Annotated in this window: 10 protein-coding genes and 3 pseudogenes; 4 read left to right on the top strand and 9 right to left on the bottom strand. The window is 68.3% G+C overall.

Features of this window, described 5'->3' with window-relative positions:
* Window positions 1–97 precede the first annotated feature (97 nt).
* On the top strand, window positions 98–1354 hold the full coding sequence (locus tag NMQ03_RS08520) for an ATP-binding cassette domain-containing protein (RefSeq protein ID WP_369693210.1): 1257 nt from the start codon (window positions 98–100) through the stop codon (window positions 1352–1354).
* Between the two features lie 12 nt (window positions 1355–1366).
* On the opposite strand, the gene NMQ03_RS08525 is transcribed toward NMQ03_RS08520, so the two are convergent.
* The 9 genes and pseudogenes from NMQ03_RS08525 to NMQ03_RS08565 all read right to left on the bottom strand — a co-directional run bounded on the left by NMQ03_RS08525 (window position 1367) and on the right by NMQ03_RS08565 (window position 11508).
* A complete protein-coding gene (locus NMQ03_RS08525) occupies window positions 1367–3532 on the bottom strand; it encodes a 3-hydroxyacyl-CoA dehydrogenase NAD-binding domain-containing protein (RefSeq protein ID WP_255175202.1) in 2166 nt (721 codons plus the stop codon).
* The gene (locus NMQ03_RS08530; RefSeq protein WP_255175203.1) at window positions 3529–4806 is read right to left on the bottom strand and encodes an acetyl-CoA C-acyltransferase; all 1278 of its coding nucleotides are present in this window, start codon (window positions 4804–4806) and stop codon (window positions 3529–3531) included. Before NMQ03_RS08530 ends, NMQ03_RS08525 begins: the two co-directional genes overlap by 4 nt.
* A gap of 121 nt (window positions 4807–4927) precedes the next feature.
* On the bottom strand, window positions 4928–6262 hold the full coding sequence (locus tag NMQ03_RS08535) for an HRDC domain-containing protein (RefSeq protein ID WP_255175204.1): 1335 nt from the start codon (window positions 6260–6262) through the stop codon (window positions 4928–4930).
* Window positions 6263–6274: 12 nt separating this feature from the next.
* A complete protein-coding gene (locus NMQ03_RS08540) occupies window positions 6275–6967 on the bottom strand; it encodes a DUF3000 domain-containing protein (protein ID WP_255175205.1) in 693 nt (230 codons plus the stop codon).
* 58 nt (window positions 6968–7025) lie between these two features.
* Window positions 7026–8123, bottom strand: coding sequence for a low specificity L-threonine aldolase (locus tag NMQ03_RS08545; RefSeq protein WP_255175565.1), 1098 nt, complete (start codon window positions 8121–8123; stop codon window positions 7026–7028).
* 43 nt (window positions 8124–8166) lie between these two features.
* Window positions 8167–8915: pseudogene (locus NMQ03_RS08550) on the bottom strand (SDR family NAD(P)-dependent oxidoreductase).
* A pseudogene (locus NMQ03_RS08555) lies at window positions 8915–10279 on the bottom strand (DUF6421 family protein); the annotation flags it as partial. The pseudogenes NMQ03_RS08555 and NMQ03_RS08550, both read right to left, overlap by 1 nt.
* A 204-nt stretch (window positions 10280–10483) precedes the next feature.
* Window positions 10484–11002, bottom strand: a complete 519-nt coding sequence (msrB, locus tag NMQ03_RS08560) for a peptide-methionine (R)-S-oxide reductase MsrB (RefSeq protein ID WP_255175206.1) — start codon at window positions 11000–11002, stop codon at window positions 10484–10486.
* A gap of 14 nt (window positions 11003–11016) precedes the next feature.
* Complete coding sequence (locus NMQ03_RS08565) at window positions 11017–11508, bottom strand: hypothetical protein (protein WP_255175207.1); 492 nt, start codon at window positions 11506–11508, stop codon at window positions 11017–11019.
* A 234-nt stretch (window positions 11509–11742) separates the two neighbouring features.
* On the opposite strand from NMQ03_RS08565, the gene NMQ03_RS08570 reads away from it, so the two are divergent.
* From NMQ03_RS08570 to NMQ03_RS08580, 3 genes and pseudogenes are all read left to right on the top strand, one after another.
* The gene (locus NMQ03_RS08570) at window positions 11743–13032 is read left to right on the top strand and encodes a S9 family peptidase (protein ID WP_255175208.1); all 1290 of its coding nucleotides are present in this window, start codon (window positions 11743–11745) and stop codon (window positions 13030–13032) included.
* A gap of 1 nt (window position 13033) precedes the next feature.
* Window positions 13034–14613 (top strand): annotated as a pseudogene (locus NMQ03_RS08575) (succinic semialdehyde dehydrogenase).
* Window positions 14614–14649: 36 nt separating this feature from the next.
* On the top strand, window positions 14650–15534 hold the full coding sequence (locus NMQ03_RS08580; protein ID WP_255175209.1) for an SDR family oxidoreductase: 885 nt from the start codon (window positions 14650–14652) through the stop codon (window positions 15532–15534).
* Window positions 15535–15749: the final 215 nt, after the last annotated feature.

Below are 15749 nucleotides of genomic sequence, written 5' to 3' on the forward strand. Positions count from 1 at the left end.
GCACGCTGGCGGGGTTCCTCGAGCTGGCCGGCACGCGGCTGGAATTCGACGGCGGCAGCGGGGACCCCCGGATCGATCCCGCCCAGTGGGGCGGCACGTGGGTTTCGTGCCGCAGGACCCTGCCGGCGTCCTGTCCACCGTCCGGGCCACGGTGGCCGAGGAACTCGCGTTCGGTCTGGAAAACACCGGCATGGACCGTGCCGGGATGAAAGCCGCCGTGGATCGCACCGCCGGGCTCCTGGGACTTGCCGGCCAGCTGGGCCAGGACCCTGCCAGGCTGTCCGGCGGCCAGATGCGGCGGCTGGCCATCGGCTGCGCGATCATCCCCGGACCTCCGGTGCTGGTCATGGACGAGCCCTTCGCCTCCCTGGACGAGGCAGAGGCCAACGAACTGGCCGTGTTGGTCCGGGACCTCCTCAACCAGGGCACCGCCGTCGTGATCCTCAGCCAGACGGTTGACCCGCTGCTGCTGGAAGCCGGCACGTGGCTGGTGCTGGCGGACGGCACGCTCACCACCGGCGGACCTCCTGCCGCGTTCAGCCCCGGCTCCGGGCTCCTGCCGCCGGCGATCCGGCGCCTCAACCTGGAAGCCGCTGCAACCCCCGTGCCCCGGCCCTCCAGTCGTCGGGCAGGGGAGCTGCTTACCGGGCCCGCAGCGCTGGAGCTGCAGGGGGTGTCCTTTGGATACGCGGAAGCGCCTGTACGCCGCCGCAGGCGTCGACGGCAGGAGCCAGGGCCCGACCGCCGGGCAATGGTGCTCCAGGACATCAACCTGGCAGTCCATCCGGGGGAAATCGTAGCTGTCACCGGCCCCAACGGTGCAGGGAAATCAACGCTCCTGCGGCACTTCAACGGCCTGCTCCGTCCCACCGCAGGCACTGTCGTGGTCCGCGGCGGCGACATCGCGGGAGCTCCGGTGGGAAAGACAGCGGCGTCCGTCGGCCTGCTCTTCCAGCAGCCCCGTGACCAGCTGTTCGAACGCACGGTGCTGCGGGAAGTCGGGTTCGGGCTGGACCGCCTGTTCGGCCCGGCGATGGCGGCCGATTACGCCGCCGCGGCACTGGAAGCTGTGGGACTCGCAGGTGCGGCCCGGGAACATCCTGCCGAGCTGCCGGCGTCCGCCCAGCGACTGTTGGCCCTGGCCACCGTCCTGGCGCGCAGGCCCGCCGTCCTGGCGCTGGACGAACCGACGGTGGCGCTGGACGGCGACGGACTCGCCCTGCTCGACGCAGCCGTACGGTCGGCAGCGGAGGCGGGTGCCGCCGTCGTGCTGGTCACCCATGAACTGGGCTATGCACGCGCGGCGGCACACCGCATCCTGGCGCTCGACGGCGGCCGGCTGGTTCCGGCCTGACCGCCCGTCCGCCTAGTCCCGGGACTTGCTCGACGCGACGCCGGGCTGCAGGAAACGCTTGCCATTGACCCGCTCCGATGCACCCACCCGGTCCAGGTACGGCGTGATGCCGCCCAGGAACATCGGCCAGCCCGCGCCCAAAATCATGCACAGGTCGATGTCCTCGGGTCCGGCGACGACGCCTTCCTCCAGCATCAGGCCGATTTCCTCTGCCAGGGCGTCCTGGACGCGGTGCAGCACCTGCTCCGCCGAGGACGGGCTGGAGCCAAAGGACATCAGCTCAAGTGTGGACCGGGGGATAGCCCGGGAACCGTCCGGGGCGGTCTCCCACAGTGCCTTGACGTTGTTGTCGATGAGCTTCTTGAGGTTGTCGGAAACCGGGAAGCGGTCGCCGAAAGCGGCGTTCAGGGACTCCTGGACATGCTGCGCCACGGGCAGGCCCACCATGGCCAGCAGCGTGAACGGTGTCATGGGCAGCCCCATGGGCCGCAGCGCGGCGTCCGCCACTTCCGCGGGGGTGCCCTCGTCGAAGGCAGCCGTCACTTCGCCCATCAGCCGCAGCAGGATGCGGTTGACCACGAACGCGGCCGCATCCTTGACCAGCACGCCGGTCTTCTTCAGGGCCTTGGCCAGTTCGAAGGCGGTGGCCAGCACGGCATCATCAGTCCGCGGGGCGCGGACGATCTCCAGCAGCGGCATGACGGCCACCGGATTGAAGAAGTGGAAGCCCACCAGCCGCTCCGGGTGCTGCAGGTCCGCGGCCATCTCCGTCACCGAGAGGGAGGAGGTGTTGGTCGCCAGGATGCACTCCGGCGACACGATGCCCTCCAGCTCGGCGAAGACCTGCTTCTTGATGTGGAGTTCCTCGAAGACAGCCTCGATCACGAAGTCGGCATCCACAAATGCTTCCTTTGACACCGATCCCGTCACCAGTGCCTTGGTGCGGTTGGCAGCGTCCTGGCTGACGCGCTTCTTCGCCAGCAGCTTGTCCACCTCGCCATGGACGTAGGCCACGCCCTTGTCCACCCGGGCCTGGTCGATGTCGGTCAGGACCACCGGGACTTTCAGCTGCCGCGCGAAGAGGAGTGCCAATTGGCCGGCCATCAGTCCGGCGCCCACCACGCCCACCTTGGTGACAGGGCGGGCCAGCTTGCGGTCAGGGGCGCCGGCGGGGCGCTTGCCACGCTTCTGCACCAGGTCGAGGAAAGCGTAGACGGTGGAGCGGAACTCGTCCGTCTGCATGAGCCCGGCGAGGGTTTCGCACTCCAGGGCGGCGGACTCCGCCGCGGTCATGGTGCGGTTGGCCTCGAGGATGTCCAGGACTTTGGCGGGGGCAGGGGAGGCGTTGGACGTCTTGCCTTCCACGAACTTCCGGCCGGCATCCACGGCCGCGGTCCAGCGGGCCGCAGCGTCAGGGGAGGAAGGGTCGACGGCGTTTGGCCGCTCCGGGACCACGTCGCCGGAGATGACGCCCGCGGCCCAGGCCAGCGACTGCTCCAGGAAGTCGGCAGGCTCGAAGAGCGCGTCCGCAATTCCGAGACCGAACGCCTGGGCGCCGGAAAGGGTCCGGTTGTTGCTCAGCGGGTTCTCGATCATCACCTTGACGGCGTTTTCGGGCCCCACGAGGCGGGGAAGGATGTACACGCCGCCCCAGCCGGGCACCAGGCCCAGGAAGGCTTCCGGCAGCGCCAGGGCGCCGGCACCTGTTGACACCGTCCGGTAGGTGGACTGCAGGGCGATCTCCAGGCCGCCGCCCAGGGCGGCGCCGTTGATGAAGGCGAAGCTGGGGACGCCCAGGTCGGCCAGGGTGGCGTAGACGTCGTGGCCCAGCTGCGCCATCCAGAGTCCGTGCTCGCGCTTTTCCAGGGACTTCACCGCGGAAAGGTCGGCACCGGCCACCAGGTAGTGCGGCTTGCCGGTGACGCCCACGCCCACGATTTCCCCGCGGGCGGCACGGTCACGCAGGCCTTCCAGCACCGTGCCGAGCTCCACGAGGGTGTTGGGGCCAAGGGTGGTGGGCTTGGTGTGGTCAAAATCGTTGTCCAGGGTAACCAGGGCAAAGGTGCCCGGGCTGGGCTTCTCCGCAGTTCCCGGCAGGGCGATGTCCTGGACGTAGGAGTGGGTCACGGTTTCGTTGGGGAAGAGGTCCGCCAACTTGCGGTAATCTGCGGCGCTCATGCCATGGCTCCTTCGGAAGCGGTAGCAGCGGTCTCCCCGGCGGGAGTTCCACTGTAGTCGGGGTGGTGCGGGTTCTCCCAGATCACGGTGCCGCCCATGCCCAGGCCCACGCACATCGTGGTCATCCCGTAGCGGACCGACGGATCTTCCTCGAACTGGCGGGCCAGCTGGATCATCAGCCGGACGCCGGAGGACGCGAGGGGGTGGCCCACGGCGATGGCGCCGCCGTAGCGGTTCACCCGGGGGTCGTCGTCGGAAATGCCGTAGTGGTCAAGGAAGCTCAGGACCTGGACGGCGAACGCCTCGTTGATTTCGAACAGGCCGATGTCCTCGATCCCCAGGCCGGCGTTCTTCAGTGCCTTTTCGGTGGCCGGGACAGGGCCGATGCCCATGACTTCCGGCTCCACCCCGGCATATGCGTAGCTGACCAGCCGCATCTTGACCGGCAGGCCCAGTTCGGCGGCGGCTTCCGAGGACGCCAGGACGGCGGCGGTTGCGCCGTCGTTCAGCCCGGCGGCGTTACCGGCTGTCACCCGGCCATGGGCGCGGAACGGCGTACGCAGGCCGGCGAGGTCATCCAGGGTGGTGCCGGGGCGCGGCGGCTCATCCTTGCTGTGGACCGTCCAGCCCTCGCCGGGCTTCCGGGCGGCAACGGGAACCAGGTCGGGCTGGATCATGCCGTCCCGGTAGGCGGCTGCCAGCTTGTCCTGGGAAGCCACCGCATAGGCGTCGGTGCGCTCCTTGGTGATGGCGGGGAAGCGGTCATGCAGGTTCTCGGCGGTGTTTCCCATGTTCAGGGCTGCCGGGTCCACCAGCCGTTCGGACATGAAACGGGGGTTGGGGTCGGCGCCCGAGCCCATGGGGTGGTGGCCCATGTGCTCCACCCCGCCGGCGATGACCACGTCGTAGGCGCCGAAGCCGATGCTGCCTGCCGTAGTGGTGACAGCGGTCATGGCGCCGGCGCACATGCGGTCGATGGCGAAGCCGGGAACCGTGCGCGGCAGTCCGGCCAGCAGCGCGGCGGTCCTGCCGAGGGTGAGGCCTTGGTCGCCGGTCTGCGTGGTCGCGGCAATGGCAACCTCGTCGATCCGCTCCGCCGGCAGCGACGGGTTGCGGCGCAGCAGGCCGCGGATGCATTTCACGATCAGGTCGTCGGCCCGGGTTCCGGCGTAGATTCCCTTCTCGCCGGCCCTGCCGAAGGGTGTGCGGATGCCGTCCACAAAGACGACGTCGCGGACAGTGCGCGTGGATGCGCCGCTTCCGTGCTGGCTCACGTGTAACTCCTCATCGAGATGTGGCGCGCCGGGTGCATGCCGGAGGGCGGCAGCAGCCTGGCGTCGGTCACACCGATGTTACTCGTGAGTAACTTAGCCTGCAAGGGGTATCGCGAAGCAGTTACTGGCCGCCGGCTGCGGCAACAGGTTTGGCTTCCTTGGGCGGCAGCGGCTGCGGGTTCAGGAACGCGCCGGCAATCAGCGGTGCACTGAGTTCCACCTGCCACCTGCGGGCCCCCAGCGCCCGAAGCTCAGCGGCAACGGAGTCCTCGGTAAGGTCTGCGGGCGGCCGCCACGCCACGCGCCGCAGGTAGTCGGGCGTCAACAGGTTCTCCAGCGGCAGGTTCAGTTCCTCTGCCTTGGCCTGGAGGAGGGGCCGGGCAGTGGCCAGCCTGGCGGCGGCTTCGGGATCACGGTCTGCCCAGACCCTCGGCGGTGGCGGGGCGTTGGTGGGCAGGTGCAGGGGCGGCAGTTCCTCCAGGTCCCGCGCTGCGGCGATGCAGCGCAACCAGCGTGGAGCCTCGCGCTGGGCCGCGCGGCCGTGGAACCCCTTGGTGCTGAGCAGTTGCGGGACGGTGGCGGGCATGGCCTTCGCCGCCGCTACCAGGGCGGAGTCCGGAATGAGCCTGCCCGGTGCCACGTCGCGTTTTTGCGCCAGCGAGTCGCGTTCCAGCCACAGCTCGCGGACGGCGGCCAGTTGGCGGCGGTCCCGGATCTGGTGCAGGCCGGACGTCTTCCGCCAGGGGTCCACCCGGGGCGGAGCAATGCCGGCTTCGAGGATGGCGGCAAATTCCTGCTCGGCGTACTCCAGCTTCCCGTCCGCCTGGAGCAGCTCAATGAGTTCCTCGCGCAGTTCGGTGAGGACCTCGACGTCCAGGGCGGCGTAGCGCAGCCACGGCTCCGGCAGGGGGCGGGTGGACCAATCAGCGGCGGAGTGTTCCTTCGCGAGCCCGAATCCCAGGAGCTGTTCGATGACGGCTGCCAGGCCCACACGGGGAAGCCCGGCCAGGCGGGCGGCGAGTTCGGTGTCGAAGAGCTTGTCCGGCCACATCCCGAGTTCAGACAGGCAGGGCAGGTCCTGGCTGGCGGCGTGCAGGATCCATTCGACGCCGCGCAGGGCGTCATTGATGATCTCCAGGTTCCCGAAGGGTTCGGGATCGATCAGCCAGGTCCCGGCACCTTCGCGGCGGATCTGGACCAGGAAGGCGCGCTGGCCGTAGCGGAACCCGGAGGCGCGTTCGGCGTCAACGCCTGCGGGGCCGGTGCCGGCGGCAATGGCGGCGGCACAGCGCTCCAGGCCGGACTGGGTTTCGATGACCAGGGGAACGCCGTCCCGGGGTGCGTCAAGATCGATGATTTCGGGGATGGGGCTGTCAAAGCCCTCCACCGTGATATGGGGTGCGGCAGCAGCAGCCGGGACGCCGGCTGTGGTGTTTTCCGGAATGTTTGGGGTCATGATGCCCCCAGTTTACCGGGCTGCCCCATAGCCGTTCTGCTGGCCCCGCCGCCGGGGCGGAAGGGCGGTCACGCCGTCGGGCAGCGGCGGCACCCCCGCAAACGTGCACACCATGTCGGACCAGGCTTCCAGGTGCGCCTGGACATCGGAGGAATCGGGCGTCCAGGAGGCCCGGAGTTCGATGTCGATGGAACCTGGCCGCCCGGCCAAAGTTCCGAAGCTTTCGGACAGGACGCGGGTGGCTGTGCCGCCGGCTGCCCTGTAAGCGGCCTTGTGGTTATCCAGCGCTTCCACCAGCCACGTCCATGCCACAGTTCCCAGCATCTGGTCGTTGCCCATTTCCGGTTCCAGTTCGGCCCGGATGTAGGTCACGATGCGGAACTCGCCGTCCCAGACCGCTGAGCCGTCCGGATCGTGCAGCAGGATGAACCGTCCGGTGGCGAGTTCCGTCTCATCGTCGTCCGCAGTTCCTGCGGCGGCGGTACCGGATGCTGCTGCGAAAGCCAGTGCTGCCGGTCCGTGGACGGGCGTGGAAAGGCTGCCTGTGCCGGGGGCCATGACTTCAGCGCCAAGTGCGACGGCAAACGGAGCCAGCCGTGCGGGGGCAGGGATTTCGGCCAGGTGCAGTTCCTTGCGGCACCGGGCTTTCCTGAGGGTTCCCAAGGCGTGGAGAAAATCCGGGGGAACCTGGTCAAGTGCGTTCACCTTGGCAGATTACGGGGCGGGGCGGGGCGGGGCAGGAAGGCTCGCCGTCAGCGGACGGTCACCCCGCCTGCCCGTCCCGGTAATCCCGGAGTTCACGGCGGATCGCGGCGGCAAAGGCATCAACATCTTCCTCGGTGGTGTCGAAGGAGCACATCCAGCGGACTTCCCCTGCTGCCTCGTCCCAGTCGTAGAAACGGAAGGAACTGCGCAGGCGGTCCGCCACGCCGGGTGGAAGGATTGCGAAGACGCCGTTGGATTCCGTCTTCTGGGTGGTGCGGACGCCCTCAATGGTGTCGACGGCGGCCCGCAGCCGGGTGGCCATGGCGTTGGCATGCGATGCGGAGCGCAGCCAAAGGCCGTCTTCGAGCAGGGCGATGAACTGGGCGGACATGAACCTCATCTTGGATGCCAGCTGCATGTTCATCTTGCGCAGGTATACCAGGCCGTGGGCGGCCTCAGGGTTCAGCGCCACCACGACCTCGCCGAAGAGCAGCCCGTTCTTGGTCCCGCCGAAGGACAGGATGTCCACGCCGGCGTCCCGGGTGAAGGCCCGCAGGGGGAGGTTCAGGTGGGCGGCCGCATTGGCCAGCCGTGCGCCGTCCATGTGCAGCTTCATGCCCTTTGCGTGGACATGGTCGGCGATGGCCCGCACTTCCTCCGGGGTGTAGCACGTGCCCAGTTCAGTGGTCTGGGTGATGGAGACGGCCAGCGGCTGCGCACGGTGCTCATCGCCCCAGCCCCAGGCCTCCCTGTCGATCAGCTCCGGGGTCAGCTTGCCGTCCGGGGCCGGGACCTGAAGCAGCTTCATGCCGCCGATGCGCTCGGGTGCCCCGTTCTCATCCATGTTGATATGGGCGGTGGAAGCGCACACCACGGCACCCCAGCGGGGGAGGAGGGACTGCAGGGACAGGACATTGGCACCGGTGCCGTTGAAGACCGGGAAGCATTCGATGCCCGGGCCGAAGTGTTCAACCATCAGTTCGTGCAGCCGCGCGGTGTAGTCGTCCTCGCCGTAGGAAACCTGGTGCCCCTCGTTGGCTGCAGCCAGGGCTGCCAGCACTTCGGGGTGGACGCCGGAGTAGTTGTCGGAGGCAAAGCCGCGCACGCTCGGATCGTGCAGCCGCAGCGCCGAGCCTGTTTCTGCTGTTGTCGTCATGGGGTTGCTCACGCTTTCAGTTTAGGTACAGTCACGGCGGGGATCAGCCCGCCAGCCGGAGGCGGACACCGTTGAGTTCGGCGGACGGCGTGCCGAAAAGCCGTACGACGGCGCCGGCCAGGTCAGCCACGTCCGTGGCCCCCGGGAATTTCCGCTCGGGGTGGGCGCGGCGCAGTTCGTCGTCAACCAGTGCCTTGACCACCAGGATGCTGGCAGCAGCCAGGTTTCCGCCGTCCCCGGCGGCACGGCGGAAGCCATCCGCCATGGCCATGGTCCAGGCTTCCGCGGCGGCCTTCGCTGCAACGTAGCTGGCCACCGCAGCGGTTGGTTTGTCCAGGGCCGTGGAGGACACCATGGCAAACCTGCGGCCGGAGATGCGGCAATGTCGTCGAAGAAGACGCGTGACACGTTGCGCAGCGTGGTGATGGCCCCGCGCTCCAGGAAGTCCCAGTCGTCGTCGGACTGGTCGGCGATGCCCTTGGCCCCTCGCCAGCCACCCACCAGGTGGATCACGGCGTCAACCGGCCCGACGGCGGCGCTGACCTCCGCCCGAAGCTGCCGGACGCCGTGGAAATCGGCGAGGTCGCACGTGAAGGGAGTGACGCCGTCGCCCGCCTTTTCCGCGGCCGCCCCGATCCTGGCCTGGTCCGAGCCCACGGTGGCCACGCGGTGCCCTGCCGCAGCCAGTGCACGCGCAACGGCGACGCCGGACGCGCCGCTGCCGCCTGCCACCAGGACCTTAAGGGGCCCGGTGGTGTTGTGGGCAGCAGCGGCAGGGCCGGAACCGGTCACAGGGCGGAGTGGCCGGTGATGCCGGCGGTTGATTCAATGACGGGGCGCATCTTCTTCTCCAATGCCTCGTAGAACATGGACAGCGGGAATTCGTCGTCCAGGACCTGGTCCGTGAGGCCGCGGGGTGTTCCCGCCAGTGGCAGCGCGTCCGGCCCCTTGGCCCACACGGAGGCCGGGTTGGGGGTGACGGTTGCGGACACCAGCTGGTAGGCCGCCAGCCAGTGGGCGGTCTTGGGCCGGTCGATGGAGCGCCAGTACAGGTCATCGATGCTGGCTCCCAGGGCGATCACAGCGTCCGCCACCTCATCCCAGTCGATGGTAAGCCGTGTGTCCGTCCAGTGCAGTACGTGCTGCTGGTGCAGCCAGGCGAAAAGGAGCTGGCCGCCCAGGCCGTCGTAGTTGCGGACCCGGCTGCCGGTGATGGCGAAGCGGAAGATGCGGTCGAAGATGATGGCGTACTGCACGAGCTTGGCATGCCGCCGGGCCTCGGGGTCGGCGTCGTCGTCCTTTTCGATCCGGACGGATTCGCGGAACGCGGTGAGGTCGCAGCGCAGCTCCTCGAGCGAGTAGAGGAAGTAGGGCATCCGCTGCTTGATCATGAAGGGATCGAAGGGCAGGTCGCCGCGCATGTGCGTCCGGTCGTGGATCAGGTCCCACATGACGAAGGTGGCCTCGGTGAGGTCCTGGTCGACGAGCAGTTCGGCTGCACCCTCCGGGAGCTCCAGGGAGGTGGTCTCCGCGGCCGCCTTGAGCACGCGGCGGAACCGGGCAGCTTCGCGGTCGGCGAAGATGGCGCCCCAGGTGAAGGTGGGGGTCTGGCTGACCGCTACCGTCTCGGGGAAGAGGACGGCGGAGTTGGTGTCATAGCCCGGCGTGAAGTCGACGAAGCGGATGGGGACGAAGAGCTTGTTGGAGTACTCCCCGGCTTCCAGTCCCGCGATGAACTCGGGCCAGATGACCTCCACCAGCACGGCCTCCACCAGTCGGTTGCTGCTGCCGTTCTGGGTGTACATGGGGAAGACCACCAGGTGCTGCAGGCCGTCGATGCGCTGCTGCTGCGGCTGGAACGCCAGCAGGGACGACAGGAAGTCCGGGACGGCGAACCCGCCCGCGGCCCATGCCCGGAAATCAGCACAGGCGGCCTCAAGGTAGTCCGCGTCGTGCGGGAAGGCAGGGGCCAGTGCCGTGAGAGCATCCACGATGGTTTCCACGTACCGGGCTGCCGCCGGGTGGTCCGCGCTCCCGGGGACGGAACCGTCCTGGACCTGGAGGGCCTGCAGGGCGGTGGCCGCGCCCTTGAGCCGCAGCCAATCCTTGTTCTGCGCGGAAATACCGGTGACGGCGGTGGTCAGGGTCTCTGTCATCGTCGGCTGCCTTTCTGGTTGCTTTGCTTCTCTGGTGAGCGTAACAAGCAACCAGCAGGACTTATGCCCAAAGGGCGGTTGGATAAGAAGTTCTTAGTCTCGGGCCCGGCTGGGGAGGAACGAGACCGGCCCCCGGCTGTGGGAACAGCTGGGGGCCGGTTCTGCCTGGACGGGTTGCGGGGTACTTCCCGCGATGCCTATCGCTTAGCCCTGGGGTCCGTCGCCGGACGCCTCTTTGGCCACGAGCCGGAGGGAGACCGAGTTGATGCAGTAGCGCTGGTCGGTGGGCGTTCCGTAGCCCTCACCCTCGAACACATGGCCCAGGTGCGAGTCGCAGGAGGCGCACCGCACTTCGATCCTGTCCATGCCCAGGGTGCGGTCATGGATGTAGCGCACTTTGCCCTCAGTCAAAGGGGCCCAGAAGGAGGGCCAGCCGCAGTGGGAATCGAACTTCTCATTGCTGGTGAACAGTTCAGCGCCGCACGCGCGGCACTGGTACACGCCCTCCGTATGGGTGTCCCAGTATTCGCCGGTGTATGGCCGTTCCGTCCCCGCCTGGCGCAGGACGTGGTATTCCTCCGGAGTCAGTTCCTCCCGCCACTCGGCATCACTTTTCTGGACAGAGGCCCCGCTGTCCGCAGCCTCCTGTGCGCTGCCATGCTGCGTTTCGGCACCAACGCCTGGTGCCCTGTTGCCGAAGATGCTGTTTCCAAAGATGCTCATAGCTTTCCCAACGCTTAGGAGTCGCCGATAAATCCCGAGCCCGCGTACAGGTGGAGCACGGGGACGCCGAGTTGGTCCTGGGCCTTGTTGGCCCAGTCTGTGTGGAACGTATCGGCCACGGCATGCGGCCGCGTGATCACGACGGCCTGGGAAGCGCCGGTTTCGCGGACCTTTGCCACCAGGCTGTCAACGGCCTTGCCGTCCACCACCTGGCCGGTCACACCGGAGCCCAGTCCCTCGAGCGCCGCGAGGGAGGCCGCCAGGGTGTCGTCGGCGTGCGCCCGTTCGGTGGCGGCATCAGGGTTGCGGGCGGCGAGCTCGCGGAAAGCCTTGGCAACGTCCAGCATGGACAGGTTTTCAAGGAAGTCCACCAGCAGGTGCCGCTCGGTATTCGCCGGGACCAGGACCAGCAGGCGGCTGTCCGCGCCATCCACAAGCCGTTCGATGTTAACGCGGTCGTCCGCGCCCAGGGGTTCTTCAGTCAGGATGACGATGGGATCACTCATGGCCTTAGCCTAGTCCCGCCCGCTGGCCCCCGCACTGCACCTGCCGTTGAACTGCGCTGGCCCTTGAACTGCACCGGTCTCTACACTTACCGGCCCCTGCGCCCGCAGGCCGGCACCGGGTCCCCCGCGTGCCGGCCTGGCGGCGCCGTGCCGCCCGGGTGCCGGAATGCGGGTATCTGCGGCAGGGCCGGTAAGAATAGTCCCATGGCACCTTTCCGGCGAGCGCGCCCTGCAATGACTGCATCCACCGCGGAATCCGTTGGGGTGTCGCCGGGGGCCAAGTGGGCCGTTGGCGGCGCCATCGCCGGCGGCTCGGTGGCAGGCCTGCTGGGAGCGGGTTCCTCGGCGCTCGCCGTGTATTTCGCGCGCCGGGTCATCACTCCGGCACGGCAGCGGGCGGCCGACAAGGAAGTCCTGGCGGTGATCCGGGACGGGCAGAAGCTGCAAGTGATCCTCGCCGCCGATGATGACACCACGGTGGACGGCGTCTACGGGTTCTTCTTCGACGGCGGCAAAGGGCACGCGCGGATCGGCCGTATCGTGTCTTACTCGCCCGCCGAGCGGACTGTCCTGCGCGAGGTCGAAGCCGTGTACAGCGGGGATCTCTCCACGGCCCGCTGGGGATGGTGGAGCGGTGCCACATACCCGGACCCGGCCGCCTTCGGAATCCCTGCCGAGGACGTCCTGATTCCCGTTGAGCGCGGCGAAGCTCCCGCCTGGCTGGTCCGGGCAAAGGGGGCTGCCCGGACCTGGGCCATCATGGTGCACGGGCGGGGCGCCACCCGGCAGGAAGCGCTGCGGGCGGTGGGACCGGCGCTGGAACTGGGCCTGACCAGCCTGCTGGTGTCCTATCGGAATGACGGGCTGGCACCGTCGGCCGATGACGGCCGCTACGGCCTGGGCTCGACGGAGTGGCAGGATATCGAGGCTGCCATCGGGTACGCGCTGGCCAACGGTGCCGAGGAAGTTGTCCTGTTCGGCTGGTCCATGGGTGGGGCCATTTGCCTGCAGACTGCCGATCTCTCCCGCCACCGCCACCTGATCAGGGCGATGGTACTGGACGCACCGGTCATCGACTGGGTAACAGTGCTGGCGCACCACGCGCAGCTGAACCGGATTCCGTCGCTGGTGGGCAGGTACGGCCAGCTGATGCTGGGCCACCCGCTGGGACGCAGGCTCACGGGCCTCTCGGCGCCCGTGGACCTGAAAGTCATGGACTGGGTGTCCCGGGCCGTCGAGCTGCGGACGCCAACACTGATCATCCACAGCGTCGACGACGAGTATGTACCGTACGGGCCGTCCGCCCTGCTGGCCGAGCGGAACCCGGAGATGGTGACGTTCGAGACGTTCAACCACGCACGGCATACGAAGGAATGGAATGTGGACCCCGAACGCTGGGAGCGGCTGGTGAAGGCCTGGCTGCGCCAGCAGCTCGCTCCGCGCCTTAATCCCGGCTCCGGCCCCGGCCCGACCGCTGGACGCATGGCGGAATCTCCGGGCCGTCCCACGCAGGCGGGTGCCTGACATGGTGAAAGCACGCCCGGCAGGAACTGTGACCGGCCGTGGCCGGGAGCTGGCGGCGGAGCTTGCCGGACTGGTGGCGTCGTCGGGCTCCGGCCGGCCGGCGCAGGCCTCGCACGCGCCCTTCGACGGTTCAGTGGTGGGTGAAGTGCCTGTATGCACCCCGGACGACGTCCATGCCGCCGTCGAGACCGCACGCATGGCGCAGCGGCAGTGGGCAGCCCAGCCAACCGCCGAACGCCGAGCGGTGATCCGGCGGTTCCTGGCGCTGCTCCTGGAGCGCGAGCAGGACGTCCTTGACCTGGTCCAGGCAGAGAGCGGCAAGTCCAGGTTGAGCGCCTTCGAGGAGTTCGCGGACGTCGTCCTGACGGCCGGTTACTACGAGCGGACCGCTGACCGGTATCTCCGCCCGCGCCGCCGGAAGGGCGCGGCCCCGCTCCTCACCCGCACCACGGAATACCGGGTGCCCAAGGGGGTTGTGGGTGTCATCAGCCCTTGGAACTATCCATTGACCCTTGCGGTTTCGGACGCCATCCCGGCCCTGCTGGCGGGCAACGGCATCGTCCTGAAGCCCGACTCGCAGACGCCCTTCACGGCCCTGCTCATGCTCAGGTTCCTGCGGGAGGCGGGCCTTCCGCAGGACCTGTTCCGGATCGTCACCGGGCCGGGCACGGAGATAGGGCCTGCCTTGATCGGGCGGGTGGACTTCCTGATGTTCACGGGATCCTCCAAGACCGGCAAGACCGTCGCCAGGCAGTGCGCTGATCGGCTGATCGGCTTCTCCGCCGAACTGGGCGGCAAGAACCCCATGCTGGTGCTCGCGGATGCGGACGCAGGCAAGGCGGCTGCCGGCGCAGTGCACGCCTGCTTCTCCAACTCCGGGCAGCTGTGCGTCAGCATTGAGCGGATCTACGTTCATGCTGACCTTTATGACCGCTTCCTGGCGGCGTTCACAGCCAAGGTGAAGGACATCCGGATGGGGTCCGGTCCGGTATGGGACATTGGCATGGGGTCCCTTATCAGTACGGCACAGGTGGAGCGGGTGGACCGCCACGTCCAGGATGCGCTCGCCAAAGGCGCCCACCTCCTGGCCGGAGGGCGGCGCCGGCCGGACCTGGGGCCGTTGTTCTACGAACCCACCGTCCTGGCCGGGGTAACTGAGGACATGCTCCTTGCCCGGGAAGAGACGTTCGGGCCGGTGGTTGCCGTCTACCGGGCGGCCGACGACGACGCCGCCGTCGCCCTGGCCAACGACTCGGACTTTGGGCTCAACGCCAGCGTCTGGTCCGCCCGCCGCGGGGAAGCAGTGGCCTGGCCCGCAGGCTCCAGACGGGGACCGTCAACGTTAACGAGGGCTACGCAGCCACCTGGGCATCCCATGATGCACCGATCGGCGGCATGAAGGATTCCGGCGCGGGTCGCCGCCACGGCCGGGAAGGCATCCTCAAATACACGGAACCGCAGACCATCGCCGTGCAGCGGCTGCTCCGGGTTGCCCCCGCTCCCGGGATGTCCAACCATGCCTACGCACGGATCATGAAAGCGGCCATCACCTTGATGGGCCGCCTTTCCCGAAACCGCTGAGGACAAAGCCTGTGCCAAGATCCGAGGAGAACTGAGATGGCCAAAGGAACCAAACTTTCCGGTGCAACACTGTTGGTCACGGGAGGGGGAAGCGGACTGGGCCGCCGCATGGCGCTCGGCGCCGCCCGGCGCGGGAGCCGGGTGGTGATCTGGGATGTGGACGCGGCAGCGGGAGCAGCGGTCCGCGACGAAATCCGGGCTGCCGGCGTGCAGGCTGAAGCCCATGCCGTGGATGTCACGGACCGGGAGGCGGTCAAGGCCGCCGCGGCCAGGACGGGGCCGGTGGATGTGCTGGTGAACAACGCCGGGGTGGTCAGCGGGCACCGGCTCCTTGATGCGACGGATGAGGCCATCGAACGGACCATGCACGTCAACGTCATGGCCCTGTACTGGGTCACCCGCGCCTTCCTCGGCGGGATGGCAGAGCGGGGGCACGGCACCGTGGTCACCATTGCCAGTGCTGCGGGGATGGTGGGCGTCGCCCGGCAGACGGACTACTCCGCCAGCAAGTTCGCCGCGTTCGGTTTCACCGAGTCACTGCGGGCCGAGCTCCGGGCGGACCAGACCGGGGTCAACACGCTGGTGGTCTGCCCCTACTACATCAACACGGGAATGTTCGACGGCGTCCAGACCCGTTGGCCCCGGCTGCTCCCCATCCTTGAGGAGGAGGACGTGGCAGCTGAAGTCCTTGACGCGATCGAGGCCGGTCGCCGGAAACTGGTCCTGCCACCCCTGGTGAACCTGCTTCCGGTCCTGCGGATCCTGCCGGTCGGCGTCTTTGACCGGCTCATGGACGTGCTCGGCGTCAACCGCACCATGGACCACTTCACGGGCCGTTCCGGCAGCCGCGCGGGGGAGCCGGTCCGGGAAGGCCCAGAGCAGGTCCCGGCCCTTTCCCCGGAAGGGGACACTCGGCCCTAGCGCTGACAAAGAGAGCTGCCTACCGTCGGCTGCAAGGGGGGAACCATCAAGGCAATTGAAATGGGGCCCACAATGTATCTGACAAGGCGGCAACTCCTGCAAGCGGCGCCGCAGCCGGTGCAGCCGTTGCGACGCAGCCGTATGGACCGGGAAGCGGGCGGGCAATTGCCACGCCAGGGCAGGCTTACCAATTCACCGAGCAGCTTCCAACGCTG

It is taken from the genome of Arthrobacter sp. DNA4 (assembly GCF_024362385.1).
GTDB lineage: Bacteria > Actinomycetota > Actinomycetes > Actinomycetales > Micrococcaceae > Arthrobacter.

Bases quoted from the DNA above. Each gene is read 5' to 3' on its own strand.
- NMQ03_RS08525 (WP_255175202.1), bottom strand. From the start codon at position 3,532: ATGAGCGCCGCAGATTACCGCAAGTTGGCGGACCTCTTCCCCAACGAA.
- NMQ03_RS08535 (WP_255175204.1), bottom strand. From the start codon at position 6,262: ATGACCCCAAACATTCCGGAAAACACCACAGCCGGCGTCCCGGCTGCT.
- NMQ03_RS08545 (WP_255175565.1), bottom strand. From the start codon at position 8,123: ATGACGACAACAGCAGAAACAGGCTCGGCGCTGCGGCTGCACGATCCG.
- msrB (WP_255175206.1), bottom strand. From the start codon at position 11,002: ATGAGCATCTTTGGAAACAGCATCTTCGGCAACAGGGCACCAGGCGTT.
- NMQ03_RS08565 (WP_255175207.1), bottom strand. From the start codon at position 11,508: ATGAGTGATCCCATCGTCATCCTGACTGAAGAACCCCTGGGCGCGGAC.
- NMQ03_RS08570 (WP_255175208.1), top strand. From the start codon at position 11,743: ATGACTGCATCCACCGCGGAATCCGTTGGGGTGTCGCCGGGGGCCAAG.
- NMQ03_RS08580 (WP_255175209.1), top strand. From the start codon at position 14,650: ATGGCCAAAGGAACCAAACTTTCCGGTGCAACACTGTTGGTCACGGGA.